The sequence below is a fragment of the Puerhibacterium sp. TATVAM-FAB25 genome, from assembly GCF_046535855.1.
GTDB classification, from domain to species: Bacteria; Actinomycetota; Actinomycetes; order Actinomycetales; family Cellulomonadaceae; genus Puerhibacterium; species Puerhibacterium variabilis_A.
This window is the reverse complement of record NZ_JAXUAK010000002.1, coordinates 144,049-164,861: the sequence shown is the minus strand read 5'-3', so window position 1 is coordinate 164,861 and position 20,813 is coordinate 144,049. Positions and strand designations below refer to the sequence as shown.

Here is a 20,813-nt window from a genome sequence, read left to right as displayed (position 1 = left end):
CGTTACTCGACCGGCAAGGCCACAAAGCGTCGGATAGGGGTGAAGTCGTGTCATCGCCCACCGCCGACGGCGGCGATCCGAGAAGGTCCGAACGCCTCAACAGCACCCGAGGTGCGAGGGGCACGGGTCAGGCTCCTTGGTCGCTGACCTGGGTCTTCGACAGGCGGCAACGAGCGTTGTGCGTGCGCTTACTGCTGCCGCGAGGAGCGTGCTGAGCGAACGTGTGTGTCTATGGCGATCTTGAGCGTTGCAAGGGCCCGGCTGTCTCCAGCCGGGCCCTTGATCTACGCCTCGCTGCGGAGTGCTTCTCACGCGCCTTCATCGCGTAAGTGCCATGGGCTTGATCCGCCCTCCTACTAGCCGGTGACCTCGCGGGCGGCATCCGTGGATGCGGCCGAACCGGCTTCCATCGCCTTCATGTAGGCGTCTTTGACATGCTGGGACAGCACTCCGCGGTCGCCGATGGTGTAGCCGTTGGCCCGCGCCCACGCCCGGACTTCCGCCGCGTTTGGCGCGCCGCCCGGGGTGGCGGCACGCCGTGCCTCGGGCATGGGGCCGGCTGCCCGAGGAGCTGGCGCCGGGCGCACTTCGGAGTCGGGCTCCTCGAACATGGCGCGCAAGGCCGCTTCTGCGGGGTCCGACGCGTAGTCCGCGGGCTCGCTGGAGGTGGCCACGTGTGCGATGGCCTCCTGTCGGAGGTCGTGCAGCCGCATCTCCGCAACGGCGACCTGGCGGGCGCGACGAATGTCCTCGGCCGTGGCCGCGCGCCGGCACATCGTCTCCAGCCGCTCCCACAGCGGGCGCATCGCGGCCTCGGGGTCGTAGTAGTACTCCGAGGCCCGCACCCGCCAGAACGTCCATCCGATGCGCTCCAGGACCCGCTGGCGCAGCACGTCGTCGGCCCACTTGTCCGGGCCGTGGAAGGCGTCGCCATCGCACTCGATGGCCAACCGTTCTCCGGGGGCGACGTTTACGACGAAGTCGATCCGGTAGCTGCCGGCGCGGTGCTGCGGCTCCACGTCGTACCCGCGCTCGAGCATCTGCGCCAGCACGTCCCGCTCGAACTGGGACTCGGTCAGCTCGTACAGGTCACCGGCATCCTGGCGGCGGTCGTAGCTCTGGGCGTACTGGATCATCGCCCGGCGCTGGTCGTCGGGGTGAAGCGTGGTCGGGTCCATGCTGTGGAAGATCCACAGCTGGTCCTGCGCTCGGGAGGCGGCCACGTTTGCCCACTGGTGGTACATGGGCCGGGTCGCCTGGAAAGAGTTGTCGTGGGCGACCATGGAGACGAACATGACGTGGCGCTCGTCGCCTTGGAACGCCGGCGGGTTGCCCACCCGGATGCGCCGCCGCTCGAACTCGGCGGTATCGAGCCGGGTCTGGATGGCGTTCTGGATGTGCTGGGCCTGCGGGCCGCTCATCATCGTCACCACCCCGAACGTCAGCCCGTCATAGGCGGGGTCGGCGGCGCAGGCGGCGACCTGGTCGGCGATGGCGCGGGCCTCCTCTAGGTTGGTTCGCCCCTGACCTTTATCCACCGAGAGCGCCCCGGGCACGTGCACCAGGCGGATGGGGTCGCCGAGCTCAGGCCGGGTGACCTCCCGCAGCGGGCGGATGGCGCCGTTGTAGTACCGGTTGGAGAACTCGATGATCTCCGGCACGCACCGGAAGTGCTCTCGCAGCGCGATCGTCGAGGGGAACGCACGCGTCGAGATGGAGTACAGGGACTCGTCCAGCGTCAGCAGCCGGGCTCCACGCAGCCCGCGCAGATGCTGGTCCTGCAGCTCGGCGATGCGCTCGGTCAGAATGCCGACCCGCTGCGGGGTCGTCTGCTTGTCGTCGCCGACGACCACAGCCTTCTTGCCCAGGGCCAGCACACCCAGGGACAGCAGGTCGCACTGGGAGGACTCGTCCACCACCACGACGTCGAACAGCTCGGACACGCGCGGGTCGAAGTTCTCCATCACCCGGTAGATCGGCATGATCCAGATGGGCACCGCGCCCATCGCCTCGGGCAGTTCTTCGCGGGCCGCGGCCAGCAGCCGCGGCGCGTTCTTGCCCAGGCCCTTGCCGGCCTTCTTGATGGCGTGGAGCCACCGCTCGAGCGCGACGCGCTGCCCGTCGCGCATGTTGCGCTTGAGCTCTACGCGGGCCGAGCGGGCGGCCAGGTCCACGATCGTTGCCTGGAGCTCGATCGACTCGGCGTGCGAGCGGTTCATCAGGGCAGGCACGTCGGCCTGGGCGTGCAGCGCAAGGAGCCAGGTGCGGGCCTTGGCCCGCTCCCACGCGGTGGGGTAGTCCTCGACCTCACCGACGACCGCGTGGTCACCGCGGGACTCGACGATCGCCGACGCCCACCGCGGGGCGCCGCCCTGGGCGATCCGCTCGGCCAGCCCACGCGAGCGCAGCACCTGGGCGCGTACCGCCAGCAGGCGCCGGGCCTCGGTCAGCGCCGCGTCCCAGGCGTCGGACTGGGCAAGGTCGAGCGCCGAGCGCAGGGCGGGCCACAGCGACGAGGCGCCGGCCGGCCGGCCACGCTCGGCGACATGCTGGGTGAGGTCCTCGAGCTCGGCGGCCAGGCGCCGTTCCTCCAGCCGGGCCGCGGCGCCGTCGTACAGCCCGGCGATGTGCTCGAGGGACCGCGGGGTCAGGGCCGGGTCGGGCAGGGTGACCACGGCGGCGAGCTGGGTGGCTAGGCGCGGGTAGCTCTGGCTCCACCAAGCGTGCACCGCCGCGACCCGGCGGGCGAGCTGCTCGGCTGCGAACAGGAACCCGGGCTCGTCCTCTGGGACCGGGATCGCGCACGGGGCGTAGGCCTGGTCCATGAGGGTGCGCGCCTCGCGCAGGGTGGTGCGCAGCCGCACCTGCCCGGCGACCAGGTCCAGGTGGGCGGGTGTGGACACGGGGTAGCCGTCCACTCGCACGGCGGCGGCGAGCTCCTTGAGCTCCCGGCGGGCGAACATCGAGAGCTTCTTGCCAGCCTCCACGGGCTTGCGCCACTCCTGCAGCAGCCCCAGCTGGGTGTTCGGGTCGCCGTCGGGGACCGTGATGGTGTGCCCGGCCAGGCGGCTGGCCGTCTGGTTGGCGGTGGCGAGCTTGTTCAGGACGGCTGGGTTGTGCTGCACGACCCACCCGACCGCGCCCTCGCCGCCCGGGTGCGCGGACGCGCGGGTAGCGGCGGCAAACCGGTCCTCCCACTCACCGGCCAGGGACCTCGCCTCGCCGGCGGCGGCGCGCAGCTCGTCGGCCACCCGACGCAGACTCGCCAGGTCGGTCCCGTCCAGGGTCTCGACCCGCAGCCCGCTGTCCTCAAGCGCGGTGACCTGGGTCCGCAGCTGCTCAAGGCGCTCGAACCTCGCGTGCAGGTCCGCCGCCGTCGGTAGCCACGCCTCGACCGGCAGGTCCAGTACCGAGGCCTCGGCGTCCTGGGTCGTCACCGCCGCCAGCAGATGGGCCAGCTCATCGAGCTCGGCCAGGGTCAACGGCGGTGGGCTGTCGAGCGGGACGCGGTCCTCGACGACGTCCAGGTGGCGGTCGGTGGCCAGCCACTGGGCCACCTCGGGTGCCTTGGCCTGCCCGCCCGGCAGCGGGTACTCCCGCTGCTCGCTGCGCAGCGCCTCGACCAGGTCGGCATCGATCCGCAGGAGGCTCTCGCGCAGTGTGTCAACCCGTGCGCCGAGCTCGGCGATGCGCCGAGCCTCCTTGTCCACATCCAGACCGGCGAGGGAGTCCTGCATTGACTGGACGGCGCCGCGCATCTCCTCCATGGCGGCCGGGGTGGAAGTGAGCACCGCCAGGGACAGGTCGCGCAGCGGCTCGGGGATCTTGTCACGCAGGACTGACAGCGCCTGCTCCTTCTCCGCGGTGACCAGGACCCGCTTGCCCTGTGCGACCAGGTGGGAGATGAGGTTGACGATCGTGTGGGACTTGCCCGTGCCGGGCGGGCCCTGGACCGTGACGCCACGCGAGCCGGCGAGCTGCCGGGCGATGCGTTCCTGCTCCTGGTTGGCCGGCAGCGGCATCAGCAAACGGTCGGCGGTGTGGTCGTCGACGTCGGTGGGGCGCCCGAGCTCGGACAGGGCGGCATCGACGCGGTCCTTGTCCGCGACAACCGACGCCAGCGCCTCCGGAACAAACTCCTCATCGAGGATTTTCGCCGACAGCTCGTCGTAAAACCGCTCCTGGCGCAGCGGGCGCTTACGCAAGAACAGCACCCAGCCGTCGTTGACCGTGGGGGTGGGGGTGACCGGGAGCGGGTCGGGGGAGTCGACTAGGGCCGCGGCACCGCCGAGACCACTCAGCATCTGGCCGCGGGTCACCGCCCGTTCCTCCGTGGACCACGGGTCTGGCGGCGCTGACCGCAGCGTCGCGCGCAGATTGACCAGCTCGCCCATGCCGGGGATGCCGGAGCCTGCGACACCGTCGAGCTCGAGCTCGACGGTGCCCTCGGGGCCGATGCGGATCGTGGCGTCGTCCGGGTCGACCTCGAGGGTGACCGCGGTGGTCAGCAGCGGGGCCAGGATGGGGCCGTCGGCGCCGCGGTAGGACAGCACGGCGTGTCCCCAGATGACCTCGAGCGTCGCGGAGTCCGCCTCGGCGCGCAGTCGCAGGTCGTACAGGCGCGCGTACAGGGCCCGCGCGGCGAACGTCGGGCGCGCAGTGTCCACCCAGGCGCCCCAGGTGCCGGTGAGCCAGGCGGTGAACTGGTGGCGCACGTCGTCGCGCTCCGCCTCGGCGTACTCACTCCGTTCCGCCTCGTCGGCAGGGTCGGAGCCCGGGTACTCCTCGACGGCCCGGGCTCGGGCGTACCGGGCGACGGCCTCCTCGTCCAGTTGCGGCGCCGCATCCGGGGTGCGGCACGAGCTGGGGTCGATCAAGCCGTGCAGAGCGCCCGGGATGGTGACGGGTGCGGGCTCGGACACCCGCTCGACCTCGAGCCACGACGCGCGCGTGTCGGTGGGACCCACCCGGATCGCGCGATGGTGGGGGATGTCCGCGGGCCACAGCGTGAACGGGTGCGCGGTGACGTCCAGCACCGGCTTGGGCCCGACCTCCCGGGCCACCGCGGCCAGGTACTCCAGAAGGTCGGAGCTCTGCGTGAGGACCGGCCTACCCTCGCCGTCACGGCTGCTTTGCTGCACCGTCGTGATGCCCTTCTACGAGACCTGTCGTGGTGAGGCGAATCGTGTCACGAGACCACGACAGGGTGACCGGAGCAACGCTGGTGGCAGTGGCTCGGCTGTGGGTCACGCCTACCGTCGGTAGCCCGTAGCGCTCCTGGCCTCCGCGTACGCCCCTGAACAGGTGCACGCCTCCTGGCTCAAGCGCGGCTGGGGCTTTCGAGGCAACCGCTGGTTTGGTGCGGAAGGTCAGCGAGTCAGGAGCAGGTGTCGCAGATCCGGGTCGCTGGCAGCACCATCTGGCAGGTGGGGCACAGGACCTCTTGCGGCTCTGTGCGCCCGCCGCTGGCGCGGCCGCGGCTCTCGCCCGAGACGGGCAGCCAGTGGGTCCGCCCGTCGATCCACACGTAGCCCTTGCCGATGTACCGGGTCCGCACCTGCGGCCCGCCGGCGCCGATGTAGGAGCCGGAGTGCGGGATCCAGATGAGCTCGGCGTCGTGGTCGGCGAACAGCTGGCGCACCATGGGGCGGTTGTCCAGCGGCACCGGCAGTGCCTCCATCGCCCGCTCGAGGTCGGGGTAGGGGGTGCGGCCGCGACCCGCCAACTCCGACTCGCACGCCGTGCAAAGGCGCCAGCGCGCAACTTCGGCGGGGTCGGTGACGTCCGTGGTCTTCGTCGTCCAGGAAAGGTGAGGGCACGTGGGCACGTGCACTGTGTCGCCGGTCTTGACGCGCACGAGCGTATGCCCGATGCGGCGGGCTGCGTCCAGCGGGTCGGGCACGAGGTCGCTCAACGTCGTCTCCCTGCTCTCTAGCCCGGCGTGACCGGGGCCGTCCTGGAAAGCTGGTGGCCGCACCTGCGCGCCCACCAGCGAGAAGGCTAGGGGGCGCCTGCGACATTACGGCTGGGTGTGCCACGAGTTCCCGGCGCGGTCGGCGGCCGGGCTCGCGCTGCGGGCAGGGACAATCCCCGGGCGATCGCCCGGAGTAGGCACCTCGTGCTTGGTTCCCGCCAATGACCCGTGCGCGCCGGGAGGACGGCGTCAGCAGCCTCACCGGCGGAGCGATCAACGGATGAATCCAGCGTGTGCCGGGTGGCGCACCATCGGACTGCTGCGTGCGAGTCCAGACAATCGAGCGGGCACGCCGCATGCTCCCGTCACGTTGAGATCAGCGGGTCGCTGAACACGAGAAGCACCAGCGTGCGGCTACTTCTCGCCTTGCTCCAGGTGCGACGTCTCCTCCAGCCTCTGGTCCAGCACCGCAGGAGTCGTGCCAATCCGACCCTCCACGTACATCCTTGCGAACTCACTCATAAGGTCGGGGTTCGCCTCAAGCGTCGAGTTGAACTGCGCTTCGAGTTCCTGCGGCGTGAAGTTCTCTAGCAATACCTCCCGATCAGGAGAGCCGTCCGCATCACCGATTCGCGCATTGAGCACTGTGCGAATCTGCTCGTCGCTAAAGGCGCGAGCAAGGCAGGCGGCAACGAGGCGTCGCTGGGCTTCCTCACTGCTCATCGTGGTCGTGTTCGCTTCAGACAACGCATCCGCGACCGCGGCGGATTCCTCAGGTGTTTTGCCGACGACAGCGCTCACTTCGGTGACAACCGCCTGGCGATCCGCCCTTCGAGATTTAGCAATCCTTGCGAGGGCCAACTCTGCCTTCGCCCTGATTGCCGGGAATGCTCGTTCGATCAACCATCGCTCGACGTGAGGTCTAGCCTCCGCGACGAGTGCCTCAATCAATTCCTTGGCGATCTCTTCAAACAACGATGGCTTCGCACGTCGGTCGCCGTTGATGGGGATGGACACCGGCTCCCGGCTGGCCGGCGAGTGTTCGGCTTGCTCGTCGGCGGCACGGATCTTGACTTGCGTCTGGACCCCTCTGACGCCAGGAATGTAGAGATTGGGACTGGCGGCGTCGTCATCGTCTCGCGATCGCCCATACTCAGTGCCGGCCGGGCGGCCGACCAGCTTCAGCTCCCAGATCAACGCGTCTTTGGCTGCGTCCGGGTCCTCGTCAGGCATGCTCCGACTGTACCCGGGCACCCGTATCCCTACGCCCTACCACCTAGGGCGAAAGCCTCGGCACGTAGGTCGCTAAGGACTTGCTGAAGTAGAGCTTCTTCGAATGCTGCCAGGCCCCTGTGTGCCATGCGTTCAGCCAGCGCCGGATCCCACGGTGTCGGACCGATCGGTCCGTTCAGCGGCACCGACGGGTTGGAGTCCAAATAGTCCTGGGCGCTCATCCGCCAGGGCCTCGCGTCGGGGACCGCCTCGAGGATCATGTTGGTGTGCGCGATGCCGGCCGGGTCGAAATCGCAGCGAACAGCGACCCGCCATCCCGCCTTGACCAGTCCGGCGACTGCCTCGGCCTCCAGACGTGAAGGCGTGCCGAGAGTGCACACGACCCGCACCCCGGGGCGTTGCTCGGTGCCGGCCATGTCGGCGGCCGCGGCCAGAACCGAAGGGTTCTCCGTAACTAGCACCCACCCACCTGCCTTAGGGGGCGCAGGCCAGGCGGCGCAGGCGAGCTCGCGCGGCGGGACGGTGACCACCGCGCCGGTCGGGGCGAACCAGCCGGCCGGGACGATCCCGGTCATCGCCAGACCGCCCATGATGTCGTCGATGTCGACGCTGGCCTGCGCCCACCGGGCGCGGGTCGTGCCCTCCGCGCTGGTGCGCCCGGCGAACGCGAGCACCGCCAAGACCGCACCAGCCAGTGGCCGTCCCTCGTCCAGAGCGTGCGGGTCGTCCGGCACCAGCAGCCGGCGGTCGACCCGCTCACCGGGGGGCAGGCGCAGCACCTGCGCCGCCACCTGCACCGCCTGCGCGGCAGCCTGCGGCGTGCGGGTCAGGCGTGTGACCCACCCGGCCCGCTGCAGGTGCTCCACGAGTCTTGCAGGGTCTAGCCCGGCCGCGAGTGCCGCTTCGTGGAGGCTGTCACTGACCGCTGCGCGTTCGGCAGCGGCCTGCGCGCGGCGCAGGGCGGCCACGGCCAGCTGCCGGCCCGACAGCGAGGCCACCGCCTGCCCGAGGGTCCACCCCGGGGCGCGCAGCGCGACGGCCTGGCGGACGGGGTCCAGCAGCACCCGCCGGCGAACTCCACCGGTCTGCGTCTTGCCCTGGATCCAGCCGGCGGCTGCCGCGCGCTGGGCCGGCGCGGCTGGCAGCGTCACCAGCGGGTCGGCCGCGCCGGCGAGGTCGGGGTCACCGGCCTTGTCGGCGACGTCGGCCAGGGCGTGCCACAGCCACGCGAGGTCGGGGTCGGCCAGCGGGCCCCAGGACGGTGCGGTCACTGGATGAACTCAGGGTCCTCGGGGCAGCGCACGCCGTGGGCGCGCACCGGGGTGTGGAAGCCGAGCACCCACCCGGAGGTCCATGCCTCCAGGTCGTGCAGGTCGACCGCGTCCCATGCCCCGGGCGCACCGTCCCAGCCGTGCGAGGTGCACACCAGGTCCAGGTCGAGGGTGCCGATGTAGCGGGCCAGTCCGTCCAGGCCGTGCCCGTCGACGGTGGCAGGGATCTCGTCGAGCGCGGCCAGGCGCAGCGCGGTGTCGGGCAGCGAGTCGTACAGCGCCGCGACCGAGGCGAGCATTGGGGCGAGGGTGACCAGACGGGACTCACCGGTCGACAGGCCGGTGCGGGTGGTCCATGGCTGGTCGGTGTCCTTGCCCGGGCGGTGGATGCGGTACTCCAGGCGGATCCAATCCGCGACGTCCATCGCCTCGGCGACCCGGCCCTGCATGGTGTCCGCGACCGATCCGCTCAGCAGCGCCTTGAGCGCGTCGGCCAGCCGGTCGCTCTCGTCCTGCGTGCGGGTGGCGGCGGACTTCTTGCACGCCAGGGCGTGCACGGTGCGCTGGGCGGGCGATAGGTCGTCGCGCGTCAGCAGGCGCACCCGGACCCGCACGCCGGAGGATGCGGCGGTGGAGGACATCTTCTTGTTGACCGCGTCGATCCAGTCGTTCATCTCGTGCCAGGCGGTAGAGATCGCGGCCGGCATGCGGCGCACGATGAAGTCCTGCAACGCGTTCTGCTCGGCCTCGCTGAGCTGGTCGGCGGCGCGGTCGCGCAGCTCGGCGGCGTACCGGGCGGCGGCCGGCACGGTCAGCGTCTGCCCGTCATGGGTACACCGGTAGGTCTCCAGCGCCACCTTCCCGTCCTGGAACGGCCGGTCACGGTCCACCGCCCAGTGCGGGGCCAGCGCGGCGCGAACCTTCTCGAACGTCTCCTCGGTGGACTTCCGCTCACGCGTGGCGCGACCGGCGATCAGGGCCCGGACCTGCTCGATCAGGTCGGGACCGGCGTCCGGGGCGACCTCGAGCTGAAGGACGTCGCGCACGTCGGCCACCTGACACAGGGCGACCAGCACACCAAGCGCCTGGGCGGCCGCCGGCTCCTCCTGCTCGAGCACGGTCCGCTTGGCTTGCACGGCGATCTCGCGCTGGGAGGCGGCCTTTGACACCGCGGTGGTCTGCTTGCCGCGCGCGTCCCTGAGGTCACCGCGGACCTTCTCGAGCTTCCGCTTCGCGGCGTCGTGCTGGGCGTTGAGGGCCGCGACCTCCTGCCCGTGCTTGGCGTTCACCTGCTCGAACGTCGCCTCCGCCTTCGCCGCTTGGGCGTGTGTCTCGCAGGCCAGGGCGTGCACCGGGGCCAGCCGCTCCCGGTCGGTGCTCACCCGCGCCGCCCTGGCCAGCAGGCGCCCGATCTGCTCTTCGAGCCTCACCAGGGTGCTGGCGGCCTGCTCCAGCTGTGCGCCGGCGTCGTTCTCGCGCTGGGCGGTTGGCTCCATGGCGTCCGGGTCCGTCGGCAGGCCCATCGCTAGGGCCTGCTCCTTCCAGGTGCGCTCTGCGGTCGTCGCGGCCCGGGTCAGCTCGGTGGCGTCCTTGCGCGCCTGCTCTGCGCGGTCGCGCGCGTGCCCGGCGTCGCGGACCGCGGCGGCGTGCTCCCGTGACGTGTCGCGCAGATCGCGGCGGGCCGGGAACTGGGCGGCCCGCCGCTTGACGGCCGTGCCGCGCGTGTCGAGCTCGGCCGCCTGCGCGGTCAGCGCGCTCGCCTGGGTGTCGAGCTCGACGGCGTCGGCGTCGAGCTGCTCGGCGCGGGCCCGGGCGGCGGCCAGGCGTTGCGCGGCGCCGACGAAGCGGGACGCGGGCAGCGTGTGCGGCTGCTCGGTGCCGGGCGCACGGCCGGCCAGCACCCCGAGCCGGAAGGTGCCGTCGGCGCCGATGACGCTCGCCGCGGGGGACTGGGCGGCGCTGGGGGCGTACGCGATCCGGTCCAGCACCGCGGTCGCGGCGCCGGCCAGCTCGTGGTCCGGGTCCACGGTCACGACGGCCGACAGCGCGTGCTCGAGGGTGGGGCCAGCGGTGGTGACCGTCCACGCCGCGGCGCGCACCCCGGCGGGCGTGAGCTCGGCGCCCAGCAGCCCGGCGGCGGACAGCGCGGCCTCGACCAGCGCCTGCGTTCCCGCGTCGGTGTGCTCCGGCCAGGTGAGGGCATCGGTGAGCACGTGCCCGGCCGGTGCCGCCCACGCGGGGCGCGGCGGCGCCAGCAGCTTGCCGGCGCGCAGCTGGCGCGCCTCCTCGCGCAGGTCCTTGGCCTGGGTACGCAGCTGCTCGGCCTGGGTGAGCAGGCCCAGCGCCTCATGGTGGAGGCGGCCGGCCTCGTTGGCGGCGCCGACGGTCACGTGCTGCGCCCAGTCGTCCGCGGCCGCCACCAGCGCCTCGGGGTCGTCCCCGTGCTCACGCACGGTCTCGAGGTCGAGCTCCTGGCCGGGCCCGTCGGCGTCCTGCGCCAGGTCGGGGTTGGCCTCGATCCACTCGCAGATTTTGGTGACGGTCGCCGTAATGGCCTCGCGCAGCGCCGCGTGCCGTGCCGTCATCTGCGCGGCGGCGGCGTTGGCCGCCTCCGCTTCCCGGTCGGCGGTCTTGGTGGCCGTCTTCGCCTCGCGCTGGGCGCCGAGTACCTCCCGCTCGTAGCGGCGACGCAGCGTCTGGGCGCCGGCGGCGGTCTCACGGTGCGCGCGGCCCAGCGCCGACCAGTGCTCGCGGGCGGCGGCCAGCTGCTCGGCGGGGTCGGCGATCTCGACCGCCACGCCGGGGTCCAGGGCCACGTCGCCCACCTGTAGCAGCGCGTGCGGGCGGGTCGAGACCGTCAGCGCGACCGCTGCGGTGCCGGCCTGCGGGTCGGCGGTCGTCGCTTCCTGGCCCGCCGTGCGCACCTGCCCGGCGAGCCGCTGGGCGTCGGTGTGCACGGTGGCGGCGTCGTCGGACAGCCGCTCGACGCGCCCGGTCAGCGCGGACAGATGCGCGTCGGCCGAGGCCCGAGCGCTGCGGGCGGCCTGCTGCAGCAGCTGGAGGTTCGCGATCTCGCTGAAGGCGGGCAGCTTCTCGATCGCGGTGATCTCGGCGTCGGTGGCGTCCTCGTCCGCCTCGAGGGCGGTGACGCGCTGCTCGGCGGCCTCGGCCTCCTCATCCAGCTTCTGCGCGGCGGTGGCGGCGCTCTGCGCGGACTTGCGGGCCTTGTCGAGGCGGGTGTGGGCGGCCGCGGCCGCGTCGGTCGCCGTGCGCACCTGCGCGACGGTGTAGGCCTGGTACGCGGTGTCGAACTCGGCCAGCCGGTCGGCGGCGGCCAGGTCCCGCTCGAACGCCTCACGGGTCGTCTCGGTCTCGGCCAGCGCCTTGGCGACGGCCTCGATCTCCTGGACGTCCACCCCGGGCAGCGCTTCGCGCAGCACCTGCGCGGCGGCGTTGGGCGTGGTGGCCTCCATCAGGTCCGGGCGGCGCACCCGGCGCACCCGGTCGGCGATCGCGACGACCATCTCGCGGCGGGCGCCGAACACGTGCGCGGCCAGGTCGGACTGGTAGGCCTCGGCGTCCTCGAACACCCGCCCGCCGGCGGCCTCGACCGCCTCGGTGAACGCCTCAAGCGAGCTGATCGAGGACCTGCCGTCGGGGCCGGTCAGGGCCAGGTCGTGCAGCGGGCGCCCGGGGATGCGGAACGGGTTGATCTTGACCGTGTCGCCGGCCAGGGTCAGGCGCACCCCGTAGGACAGCTCGCCGGCGTCGCCGGGGCCGGCCACGGTCATCCACGCGTACCCGATGCGCTTGTCCCCGCCGCGGTTCTCCCGCAGCAGGTCCTTCAGGGTCGTGGCGCGGTTCTTGCCCGCCGCGAGCTTGTGCTTGGCGCCCTCCAGGTCCAGCAGGTAGGGCCACAGCAGCTCCAGCGCGGTGGTCTTGCCGGTGCCGTTGCTGCCGCGCAGCAGCAGCCGCCCGGACGGGGCGGGCAGCTCGAGCTGGGCGTAGCGCCAGACGTTGACCACGCCGAACCCGACCAGCCGCCACCGGCAGGCGAACCGCGAAAGGTCCCAGGTCGCGGGAGCCTTCAGCTCCTCGGGGTCGAACGCGGTCTGCTCGGCGTAGGTGTCGGTCACTGGTCCTCCGGAAGGTCGAGCAGCGTCGCCTGGGTGTGGGTGCTTCGGGTGGCCGGGACGGTGTCGGCGTCGTCGGCGGCGGCAGTGCCCGCGCCGCCGGCCGCCTCGGCTGCCGCGTCCCCGGTCGTGTCGTCGAGGGCGTCGGGGATGAACACGGGGTTGGCGGGCGCCTCCCACCGCCCGGCCGCGGGGGAGACCCACCACCAGTCGTCGATGCGGCGCAGCAGGCCCATCGCGGTCAGCAGCGCCTGAGCCTCGTCCAGCAGCCCGGCGACGTTCTCCACGGCCGCGCGGGGCCAGGCGCCCCGGCCGCGCCCCACGATGTCCTCCAGCTGGGCGGCGACCTCGGCGTGCGGCAGGCCGCACCAGCCGGTCCCCGGGCCGTGGTTGTCCGCGGTCGGCTGCTGGCCGCGGTCGAGCAGGTGGTCGCACAGCAGCAAGGCGGCGTGCCCGGCCGCACCGGCCTTGGGGAACCACACGTCGCCGAGCTCCTTGTCCCACCGGAACAGGTCGTCCGGCACGACGAACGCGGCGCCCTCGGCGCGCCGCTCGATGGTCACCCCGAACGCGGCCGCCAGCGGTCCGGCGTCGTCGCCGCGCAGGCGCCGGCTGAACCAGTCGGCCTCCTCGGCGTCCAGGTCGGCGGTGTGCACCACGGTGTCGTCGACCAGGAGCCGACGCATGCGCCGGGGCGCGGCGTCATCGCGACGCACCGCCTCCAGCCATTCCTCGGGCTCGGTGGCCGGGTCGAACGCCGTGGTCCAGTTCGCGATCAGGTGCTCCAGGCGGGTGTGGAACACGGTGAGCAGCACCTGGGCGCCCTCGTCCTCGACGTAGGCGTCCAGGTCGCCGTCGGACTCCTCGAGCAGGCCGCGGGCGATCAGCTCACGCAGCGCGGCGGCGTGCGCCTGGCGCAGGGTGCGGCCCTCGACCACGGGGATGCCCGCCTCGGCGGCCACGACCCGGCCGGCCTCGACCATCTGGGCCAGGGTCACCTTGTGGGCCAGGGACTCGGCGGCCGCGGCGAACAGGAACGTCCACGAGCATGCCTGCGGGGTGGGCGCGTGGGAGGTCCAGTCCTCCAGCCGCGCCGGCGGGGTCTTGCGCAGCCGCACCAGGTCACGCTCGACGAGCAGCGACCAGCCGAGACGGCCCTGGAGCACGGTCTGGAGGGCCTCCTGGTTGCGGCGCACCGCGGAGATCAGCTCGTCGTCGCGCCCGCCGACCAGCCACGGGGTGCGCATCAGGCGGCGCAGCACGTCGGCAACCTCGGACTGGGCGTCGGCGGAGATGTTCAGCCGGGCGCCATGGGTCTGGCGGGTCATGCGGCGACCTCCTGGGTCACGATGCGCACCGGGCGGCCGTCGTCGTGCTCGGCCGCCGGTAGGACCGGCAGCTGCCCCGGCGGATGGAAGGCAACTACCCAGCCGGGCACCCACGCCCGGAAGGTGGAGCAGGTCAGCTCGGCCACGGCGCCCTCGCGCATGACCAGGGTGCAGGCCAGGCCGTCTTTGGCGGCGGTGCGCCGGCCGGCGGTAGGTCGAGACTGGCGCGCCGCGAGCAGGCGGGTGAACGCCAGCCGCCCAGCGCCGGCGGACAGCACGTCGCCGGGGCCAGCGTCGAGGATCTCGGCCACCTTGGCGTCGTGGTCGGCCTTGCGGCGAGCGCGCTCCTGCTCGGCGGCGGCGCGGTCGGCGGAGTCGTCCGGGGGCGCCGGGGCGCGGCCGCGGGTGCCGGTGCGCCCGATGGTGCGCAGCCCCTTGGCGACCTCGACCTGCGGCCCGTCGCGCCAGCGCGGCGTGCGCCCGGCCGTCGGCTCGTCGGTCTCGCCGTGCAGCTTGCGCCAGGGGTGGTCGCCCAAGGCGGCGACGAACAGCGCCTGCCCCCACGTCTCGTCCAGGCACGCCTGGGCCAGCAGTAGGGCGCGGGAACGGTCCGGCAACGCGCCGGCCGCGTTGCGCCGGCGGCGCAGGTTGGCGTACAGGGTGGGCAGCGCGGTCAGGATGCGCGAGGAGAACCTCGCCGGCCTGCCGCGGGCCGGGTCGAACCACGCCACGAGCCGGTCCCAGTCGGCGGCCTGGCCGCCCTTGGACGGGGCGAGGACGTCGTTGTGGATGAGGGCCGCGGCCGCGGACGTGGACACGGTGATCGCGGCCAGGTCGTCGAACCGGCCGTCCAGCAGCCGCAGCGCGGCCATCACGCGCAGCTGGCCGGCCTCGATCTCCTCCACGGCGCGGGTGGTGTAGCCCAGCAGGAGGTCCTTGAACTCCGAGATCTTCGGGTCGTCCAGGTCGTAGCGGCCCGCCAGGGCCAGTAGGGCGTCCTCGGAGCCGACCAGGGAGGAGTCGAGGTTGTCGTGGTTGGTGAAGACCTCATCGACGCGCTGGCGCACCCAGGTGGCGTCGGTCCAGTCGGCGTCCGGGGCGGCGAGCGCCTCGAGGGCGGCGATCATCACGCCCAGGGAGTTGAACGCGATCTCGCGCACGGGGGCGCCGTCGGCGAGGAACTCGCGGTAGAAGCGGTGGGTGATGCGCCCGTGCCGGGTCAGGGTGTACCGGAAGTTCTTGGCCAGCAGGTCGGCCACAACCCGGGCGTTGTTGTTGTCCTGACGGGGGCTGACCACGCCCCAGCCGCGCAGGGCGCCCAGGCGGGCTTCGACCTTGGCCACGTCGGGCGAGTGGCCGGCGGTGCGCAGCTCGGCGGCGACCTGGGCGGGGGTGAGCTCGCCCCCGACGGCATCCAGCACGCTGAGGATGGCGATGTAGTCGTCGGACTCGGGCGCGGTCAGGTAGCTGGTGACGATTCGAGCATCGGTCGGAGCGTCCTCGGCGGCGGTATCGTCCGGCGCAGCGCCAGGCTCTTCGGTGGACTGCGGGCTGGCGTCGCTCATCGGGTCTCCGGTGTGGCCGCGGGGTTGTTCTGGTCGAGTTGTGCGCCGCTGAACATCAGGGGCGCTTTGACCTTCGCCGTGAACGTATCGGTACGCGCTGACACAAGGTAGCGTGGTCCGATTTGCGCATTCTCCCCGATGATGGCCTCACGATCGGCCAAAAGAAGCACGGGCTGCACGCCCACCTGTCGCAATTCGGACAAGCATCCCTTTTGTAGCCAGTCGACTTGTAGGCAGACGGCGTCGCGCACCAAATCGGCCCGTGTCCTTCAATACGTTCACCTCTGAGCAGGCGCGAACCGCCGTGGGAGTTCATCCTGAGCCCGCTGTCATCGGCTACCTTGCAGACTCATGGGGGACGTGGCGACGCTAAAGCTTTCAGAGGCGGCCCGGGCGTGCGGTATTGAGACGACCACGCTAGCAATGCTGTTTGAGGAGAACTTGCTTGGCGGGTCAGTCCGCTCGGAACGCGGTCATACCTACGTGCGTGAGGATGCCGTGCCGACCTATCACCAGGTCATTGCAGCTTTGGAGAAGGGGCTTGCCCAGCGGCTACAGCGTGCTGACCGCCTGCTTGCACGGGTGCGCACGGAGATCGAGGCGGTAGGCAACGACATCGCGCTCGCCTTGGAGAACCCGTACGAAGAGCTCGGCGAAGACGTCTCCGCATTCGACGTAACACGACGCGACAACGGCACGACTCTCGCTACGGCTATGCGCCGCTTGCAAGACGCGGTGTGGGCGGCCCGCAGGTACAACGAGGCCCTCCGACGCGCCAGAACCGTGAACGGCTAAACCGCGGCCGCGCTCGCTGCGCCGACGTCGCTATGCTCGCTCGCCGCTCGGAGGCCCCTGGCCGACACCTGGGTCGGATCGGGGGCCGGTGTCGGGGACCGCGCATGCAGCTGACGCCGATTGTCGCGCCGCTTCGCCGTCCCCTCCCGGGCGCGGTGCTGATGGCACACAGTGGAGCCGTTCTGGTTAGGCGAGGTGCTCGACGGTCGAACTTGGCTTGCGCGGGGTAGGTCGCTACGCCAGTGAGCGTGCCGGCTCGCCGCGCTCTGACACCCGACGGCGACGCCGGGCGAAGGGCGCGTGTCCAGCCGTCAGGCGATGGCGGCATGCGCGGTGGCGACAGCGAGGGTCAGGACGTCGACACCGCCGCCGGCGAGAGCGGGGCCGGCGGGTACCGAGGGGCGACGGCGCCAGTCCAGCGCCTCGGCGTCACCGCTGACCGCACGCACCCCCGTGAGCTCCTGTACTGCCTGGGCGAACGCCGACATCGGATCCCCGGTCAGGCCCTTGCCCGCCTTGTAGACGTACTCGTAGTTGACCGACAGCGCCGCCTGCCCGCTGATGAACGAGACGGTCCACGGCTGCAGCGTCACGCGCGTCCCGGTGAGCACCGCGGTGACCGAGGGCTGGCGCCCTTCGCCCCAGTACAGGGAGGCGGCATCGCCCAGGGCCAGGTGGGCGTGCAGCAGCTGGCGCACCGGCTCGATGAGCTCCGTCTGGCCGACCCGCTCGAGCTCGGCGAACAGGTCCTCCTCGCCGCGGCGGCGGGCCGGGCTGGTCGAGGCGCGCACGACCTTCTCCCAGTCGTTGGGCCGCACCACGAGCGTCAGCAGGGGCGCGGCGGGGGAGGACCCGATGCGCACGACTTGGAGCTGGACGGCGAAGAACCGTGTGCTGGCATTCGTGCGTTCGTTCAACCACTCCAGGGCGGCCCGGTGCTCGGGGCGAAAGCTCGTGGCGAGCCACACGACGTTCGTCGCGTTGGTCCCGGCGGCATAGGTGAGGATCTGCCCGAGGTGGCCGTGGTCGGAGCCCTCGAGCTGGTTCTCGACGATGACCCGCTCGCCGGTGACCCGGTCGCGGCCCAACAGGTCGCGGCTGAACCCACCGACCGGGTGCTCGGCCGCCTCGAGCTCGAGGTCCATCCCCAGCACCGAGGACAGCTCCTCGGGGTTGTCCAGCAGCCACGGGGTCAGGTCGGCCGCCTCATGCGGCCGCCCTCCCGCGGTGCCACCGCTTCCAGCCGGCCCAGCGTCGAGATCGTCACGCCCCGCACGCTAGTGGCCCGGCACGACGCGACCGGGGCATCGCCGCGCGGGTAGCGCGACCGCCGCAGAACTCATTGGACATCACGGGGGAGCCAGCAGTGTGTGCCTAACGCCAGCAACGACGGTGGTCCGGCCCGAGAAATCAGACGGCAGACCAGCTCCACGGCAATGAGCAGGTCGCCGGTTCGAGCCCGGACTCTGTGCTCAGAACGTGTCCGTGCTTGAGATCGCGCCCTCGGATGCACGGAGGAAGAGGAATCCCGACGGTTGGCCGGCGCGCTGAATCCCGGCGTTCGCCTGGGCGGTGAGGGCGTCGTTGCGTTCGAGGTGGTTGGCGAGGCGCCTTGCCGCGCGCAGGTAAAACTGCGAGCGGCTCATCCCGTGCTGGGCGGCCACGCGGTCGAACCGCTCGAGCTTCGTGGCCGCGACTGAGATCGTCGTCCTCACTCGTCGAGTATGGCCACCCGGTAGGCGTGCGGCCCAGTCGGAATCGCGGCCGAGCGGCTCACGCCGTGGATAGGTATAGCGTGCCAAGCGCGTTCGCAGCGCGTCGCGTCCTGCCGCGATGGACTCCAAGGCCATTCTGGACAGCGAAACCCCGCGCGTGACATGGAGGGTCCTCTGGCCAGCCGTGATCGCTGTCACACATTCTTATTCCGCCAGAAACCATTCGGAAAAAACGGGCGCTTCTACTTGAGCCATGTCGCCCACCGACCAGCTCTCGACCCGAGTGAGCCTTGCCCTCCTCGGCGTGCGCAGCGACGCTCCGGTCCGCCGCAACGGCGGCGCGGGGCCGAGCGACGACGGACACTTCGTCATCGGCGGTGCGGGGGCCGCGATCCCGCTCAACCCCGACAGCCCGTACCTCGTGCGCCAGGGTCGCCTGACGCTCGATGGTGCAGACCTCGGGATGGACGTGGAGCCGGTCACCCGTCCGCGATTCTACGACCTGACCACCGCGGACGGGACCTCGTACGACAAGATCGCGAAGCTGCACGGCCGCGACGTCCTCGCGACCACCGTGGTGCAGACCTGCGTGCGCTACGACGAGAGCGAGCGCTGCCGGTTCTGTGCGATCGAGTCCTCGCTGCGGTCCGGCACCACCGTCGCGGTCAAGACGCCGGCGATGCTCGCCGAGGTGGCGCGGGCCGCGCGGGACCTCGACGGGGTCTCGCAGATGGTGATGACCACCGGTACCTCGAACGGCTGGGATCGCGGGGCCAAGCACCTGGCCCGCTGCGTCCGCGCCGTGAAGAAGGCGGTGCCCGAGCTGCAGATTCAGGTGCAGTGCGAGCCGCCCGCGGACCTGCAGGCGATCACCGACCTGTACGAGGCCGGCGCCCGGTCGATCGGCATCCACGTCGAGTCCATGGATGACGAGGTGCGCCGCCGGTGGATGCCGGGCAAGTCGACCGTCTCGCTCGACGAGTACCGAGCGGCGTGGCGTGAGGCCGTGCGCGTCTTCGGCCGCAACCAGGTCTCCACCTACCTGCTGGTCGGCCTCGGTGAGGACCCCGACGAGCTCGTTGCGGCGGCCGGTGAGCTCATCGAGATGGGTGTGTACCCGTTCGTGGTCCCGTTCCGGCCTCTTGCCGGCACGCTCGCCACTGACGTCGATCACGTGCCGGCGCCGCACCGCGGCGTCGTCGCGGACATCACCCGCCGGGTGGGGGTGCTGCTGCGGACTGCGGGGATGCGCGGCGCCGATCAGGCCGCCGGCTGCGCCGCCTGCGGGGCGTGCAGCGCGCTGGCCGCGGTCGGGGGCTGACATGCTCGACGTTCCCACCCTCACCGGCGCCGCGGTCGAGCCGCGCGCGCCCCAGCCGTGGACCGTCCGCCCGGCCGAGCCTCGGCACGTGGCTGCCTACCGCGCGCTGCGGCGCGATGTCTTCGTCGGCGAGCAGGGCCTGTTCGCCGGTGACGACCTCGACCGCGTCGATGACGACCCCCGCGCCGAGGTGCTGGTCGCGGTCGACGGCGAGGACCGCGTGCTGGGAGGCGTCCGCCTCGCCCCGGCACCCGAGGCGCTGGACGCCGCAGGCCGCGACATCGGCTGGTGGACCGGGAGCCGTCTCGTCGTGGCGCGATCGGCGCGGCATGCCGGGGGGATCGGCGCGGCGCTGGTCCGCGCGGCATGTGCTCGGGCCGCAGAGCTTGGCGTCTTGCGGTTCGAGGCGACGGTTCAGGCCCCCAACCGCATCCTGTTCGAGCGGCTCGGCTGGCAGGCGTGGGAGACGTGCGACGTGCAGGGAGCGCCGCACGTGCGCATGCGCTGGCCGGTCACGCGGATCGCCGGGCTGGTGGCCTCGACCAAGGCGGCGCTGGCCGCGCTGGTCGGCCCGCTGCTCCAGGACGCCGGCACCCTGGTGCCCGGCGGGACGCTTGGTGGCGCCGGGTTCGTCGGCGACGACGGCGCGCCGGTGCCCGGCACGGACGTGGTCGCCGCGTGCGACGCAATCTTGCCGGCCCTGCTGAACCGGGACCCCGAGTGGGCCGGCTGGTGCGCCGTGCTGGTCAACGTCAACGACCTTGCCGCAATGGGGGCCCGGCCGGTCGGGCTCCTGGACGCCCTCGGTGGGCCGACCCTGTCGTTCGCCCGCCGGGTGATGAACGGCCTGCACAGCGCGGCCCAGGCCTGGGGCGTGCCGGTGCTGGGAGGCCACACCCAGCTCGGAGTGCCGGCCGCGCTGTCCGTCACGGCCCTCGGCCGCACCGACCGTCCGGTCCCGGGCGGCGGGGGGCGGCCGGGTGACGCGCTGTCCCTGACGGCCGACCTCACCGGGCGCTGGCGGCGCGGGTTCGAGGGCCGCCAGTGGGACTCGACGTCCGCGCGCACTTCCGCCGAGCTGCGCCACCTGGCCGGCGCCGTCGCGACCGCGGCCCCTCGCGCAGCCAAGGACGTGTCCATGGCCGGCGTCGTCGGGACGACCGCGATGCTCGCCGAGGCCTCGGGCACGGGAGCCGTCATCGAGGTGGCGCACGTGCCGACCCCGTCGGCGGCCGCGACGGGCGACTGGCTGACCTGTTTTCCCGGCTTCGCGATGCTCACCGCGGACGCCCCGGGCCAGTCCCGCATGCCGGCCGCCGTCGGCGGCCTCGCGGTCTCGGCCGAGTGCGGTCGGTTGACCGCCGAGCCGGGGGTGCGCCTGCGCTGGCCCGACGGCGTCGTCACCGATGCCGTCCCCGACCCGGCCACCGGCCTCGGCGCCGCAACGGGCCCGGTCGCCGCCTGACCACCTTCCACGTCCCTTCCCCAAACCCGCCGGGCCGTCCCCGGCGCGACCCAGTCCTGCACGACCCCTCACA

General features: G+C 72.3%; 13 protein-coding genes. 3 read left to right on the top strand and 10 right to left on the bottom strand.

What is annotated here, in order from left to right; genetic code table 11:
• Positions 1–356: 356 nt before the first annotated feature.
• The 8 genes from U5M74_RS03050 to U5M74_RS03015 all read right to left on the bottom strand — a co-directional run bounded on the left by U5M74_RS03050 (position 357) and on the right by U5M74_RS03015 (position 15,695).
• Positions 357–5,141, bottom strand: coding sequence for an AAA domain-containing protein (locus U5M74_RS03050; RefSeq protein ID WP_410906047.1), 4,785 nt, complete (start codon positions 5,139–5,141; stop codon positions 357–359).
• A 236-nt stretch (positions 5,142–5,377) separates the two neighbouring features.
• Positions 5,378–5,914: a hypothetical protein gene (locus U5M74_RS03045; protein ID WP_410906046.1), complete on the bottom strand. Its 537-nt coding sequence runs from the start codon at positions 5,912–5,914 to the stop codon at positions 5,378–5,380.
• 414 nt (positions 5,915–6,328) lie between these two features.
• Positions 6,329–7,147: a hypothetical protein gene (locus U5M74_RS03040; protein ID WP_410906045.1), complete on the bottom strand. Its 819-nt coding sequence runs from the start codon at positions 7,145–7,147 to the stop codon at positions 6,329–6,331.
• A gap of 29 nt (positions 7,148–7,176) precedes the next feature.
• Positions 7,177–8,418: a DUF2399 domain-containing protein gene (locus tag U5M74_RS03035; protein WP_410906044.1), complete on the bottom strand. Its 1,242-nt coding sequence runs from the start codon at positions 8,416–8,418 to the stop codon at positions 7,177–7,179.
• The gene (locus U5M74_RS03030) at positions 8,415–12,554 is read right to left on the bottom strand and encodes an SbcC/MukB-like Walker B domain-containing protein (protein ID WP_410906043.1); all 4,140 of its coding nucleotides are present in this window, start codon (positions 12,552–12,554) and stop codon (positions 8,415–8,417) included. Before U5M74_RS03030 ends, U5M74_RS03035 begins: the two co-directional genes overlap by 4 nt.
• Complete coding sequence (locus U5M74_RS03025) at positions 12,551–13,879, bottom strand: DUF2398 family protein (protein WP_410906042.1); 1,329 nt, start codon at positions 13,877–13,879, stop codon at positions 12,551–12,553. The genes U5M74_RS03030 and U5M74_RS03025 overlap by 4 nt, the downstream gene beginning before the upstream one ends.
• Positions 13,876–15,444: a DUF2397 family protein gene (locus U5M74_RS03020; RefSeq protein ID WP_410906041.1), complete on the bottom strand. Its 1,569-nt coding sequence runs from the start codon at positions 15,442–15,444 to the stop codon at positions 13,876–13,878. Before U5M74_RS03020 ends, U5M74_RS03025 begins: the two co-directional genes overlap by 4 nt.
• A complete protein-coding gene (locus U5M74_RS03015; RefSeq protein ID WP_410906040.1) occupies positions 15,441–15,695 on the bottom strand; it encodes a hypothetical protein in 255 nt (84 codons plus the stop codon). Before U5M74_RS03015 ends, U5M74_RS03020 begins: the two co-directional genes overlap by 4 nt.
• A gap of 100 nt (positions 15,696–15,795) precedes the next feature.
• On the opposite strand from U5M74_RS03015, the gene U5M74_RS03010 reads away from it, so the two are divergent.
• A complete protein-coding gene (locus tag U5M74_RS03010; protein ID WP_410906039.1) occupies positions 15,796–16,239 on the top strand; it encodes a hypothetical protein in 444 nt (147 codons plus the stop codon).
• 311 nt (positions 16,240–16,550) lie between these two features.
• Here the strand turns inward: U5M74_RS03010 and U5M74_RS03005 are convergent, their stop codons facing one another.
• Positions 16,551–17,393, bottom strand: coding sequence for a hypothetical protein (locus U5M74_RS03005; protein ID WP_410906037.1), 843 nt, complete (start codon positions 17,391–17,393; stop codon positions 16,551–16,553).
• Positions 17,394–17,711: 318 nt separating this feature from the next.
• Positions 17,712–17,954, bottom strand: a complete 243-nt coding sequence (locus U5M74_RS03000; protein WP_410906035.1) for a CopG family transcriptional regulator — start codon at positions 17,952–17,954, stop codon at positions 17,712–17,714.
• Positions 17,955–18,207: 253 nt separating this feature from the next.
• On the opposite strand from U5M74_RS03000, the gene U5M74_RS02995 reads away from it, so the two are divergent.
• Positions 18,208–19,275, top strand: coding sequence for an MSMEG_0568 family radical SAM protein (locus U5M74_RS02995; RefSeq protein WP_410906033.1), 1,068 nt, complete (start codon positions 18,208–18,210; stop codon positions 19,273–19,275).
• Position 19,276: 1 nt separating this feature from the next.
• Positions 19,277–20,740: an MSMEG_0567/sll0787 family protein gene (locus U5M74_RS02990; RefSeq protein WP_410906031.1), complete on the top strand. Its 1,464-nt coding sequence runs from the start codon at positions 19,277–19,279 to the stop codon at positions 20,738–20,740.
• Positions 20,741–20,813: the final 73 nt, after the last annotated feature.

What these genes read in the sequence shown, in the direction of transcription:
- U5M74_RS02995 (WP_410906033.1), top strand. Translation starts at nt 18,208, where the DNA reads ATGTCGCCCACCGACCAGCTCTCGACCCGAGTGAGCCTTGCCCTCCTC.
- U5M74_RS03025 (WP_410906042.1), bottom strand. Translation starts at nt 13,879, where the DNA reads ATGACCCGCCAGACCCATGGCGCCCGGCTGAACATCTCCGCCGACGCC.
- U5M74_RS03010 (WP_410906039.1), top strand. Translation starts at nt 15,796, where the DNA reads ATGGGGGACGTGGCGACGCTAAAGCTTTCAGAGGCGGCCCGGGCGTGC.
- U5M74_RS02990 (WP_410906031.1), top strand. Translation starts at nt 19,277, where the DNA reads ATGCTCGACGTTCCCACCCTCACCGGCGCCGCGGTCGAGCCGCGCGCG.
- U5M74_RS03040 (WP_410906045.1), bottom strand. Translation starts at nt 7,147, where the DNA reads ATGCCTGACGAGGACCCGGACGCAGCCAAAGACGCGTTGATCTGGGAG.
- U5M74_RS03020 (WP_410906041.1), bottom strand. Translation starts at nt 15,444, where the DNA reads ATGAGCGACGCCAGCCCGCAGTCCACCGAAGAGCCTGGCGCTGCGCCG.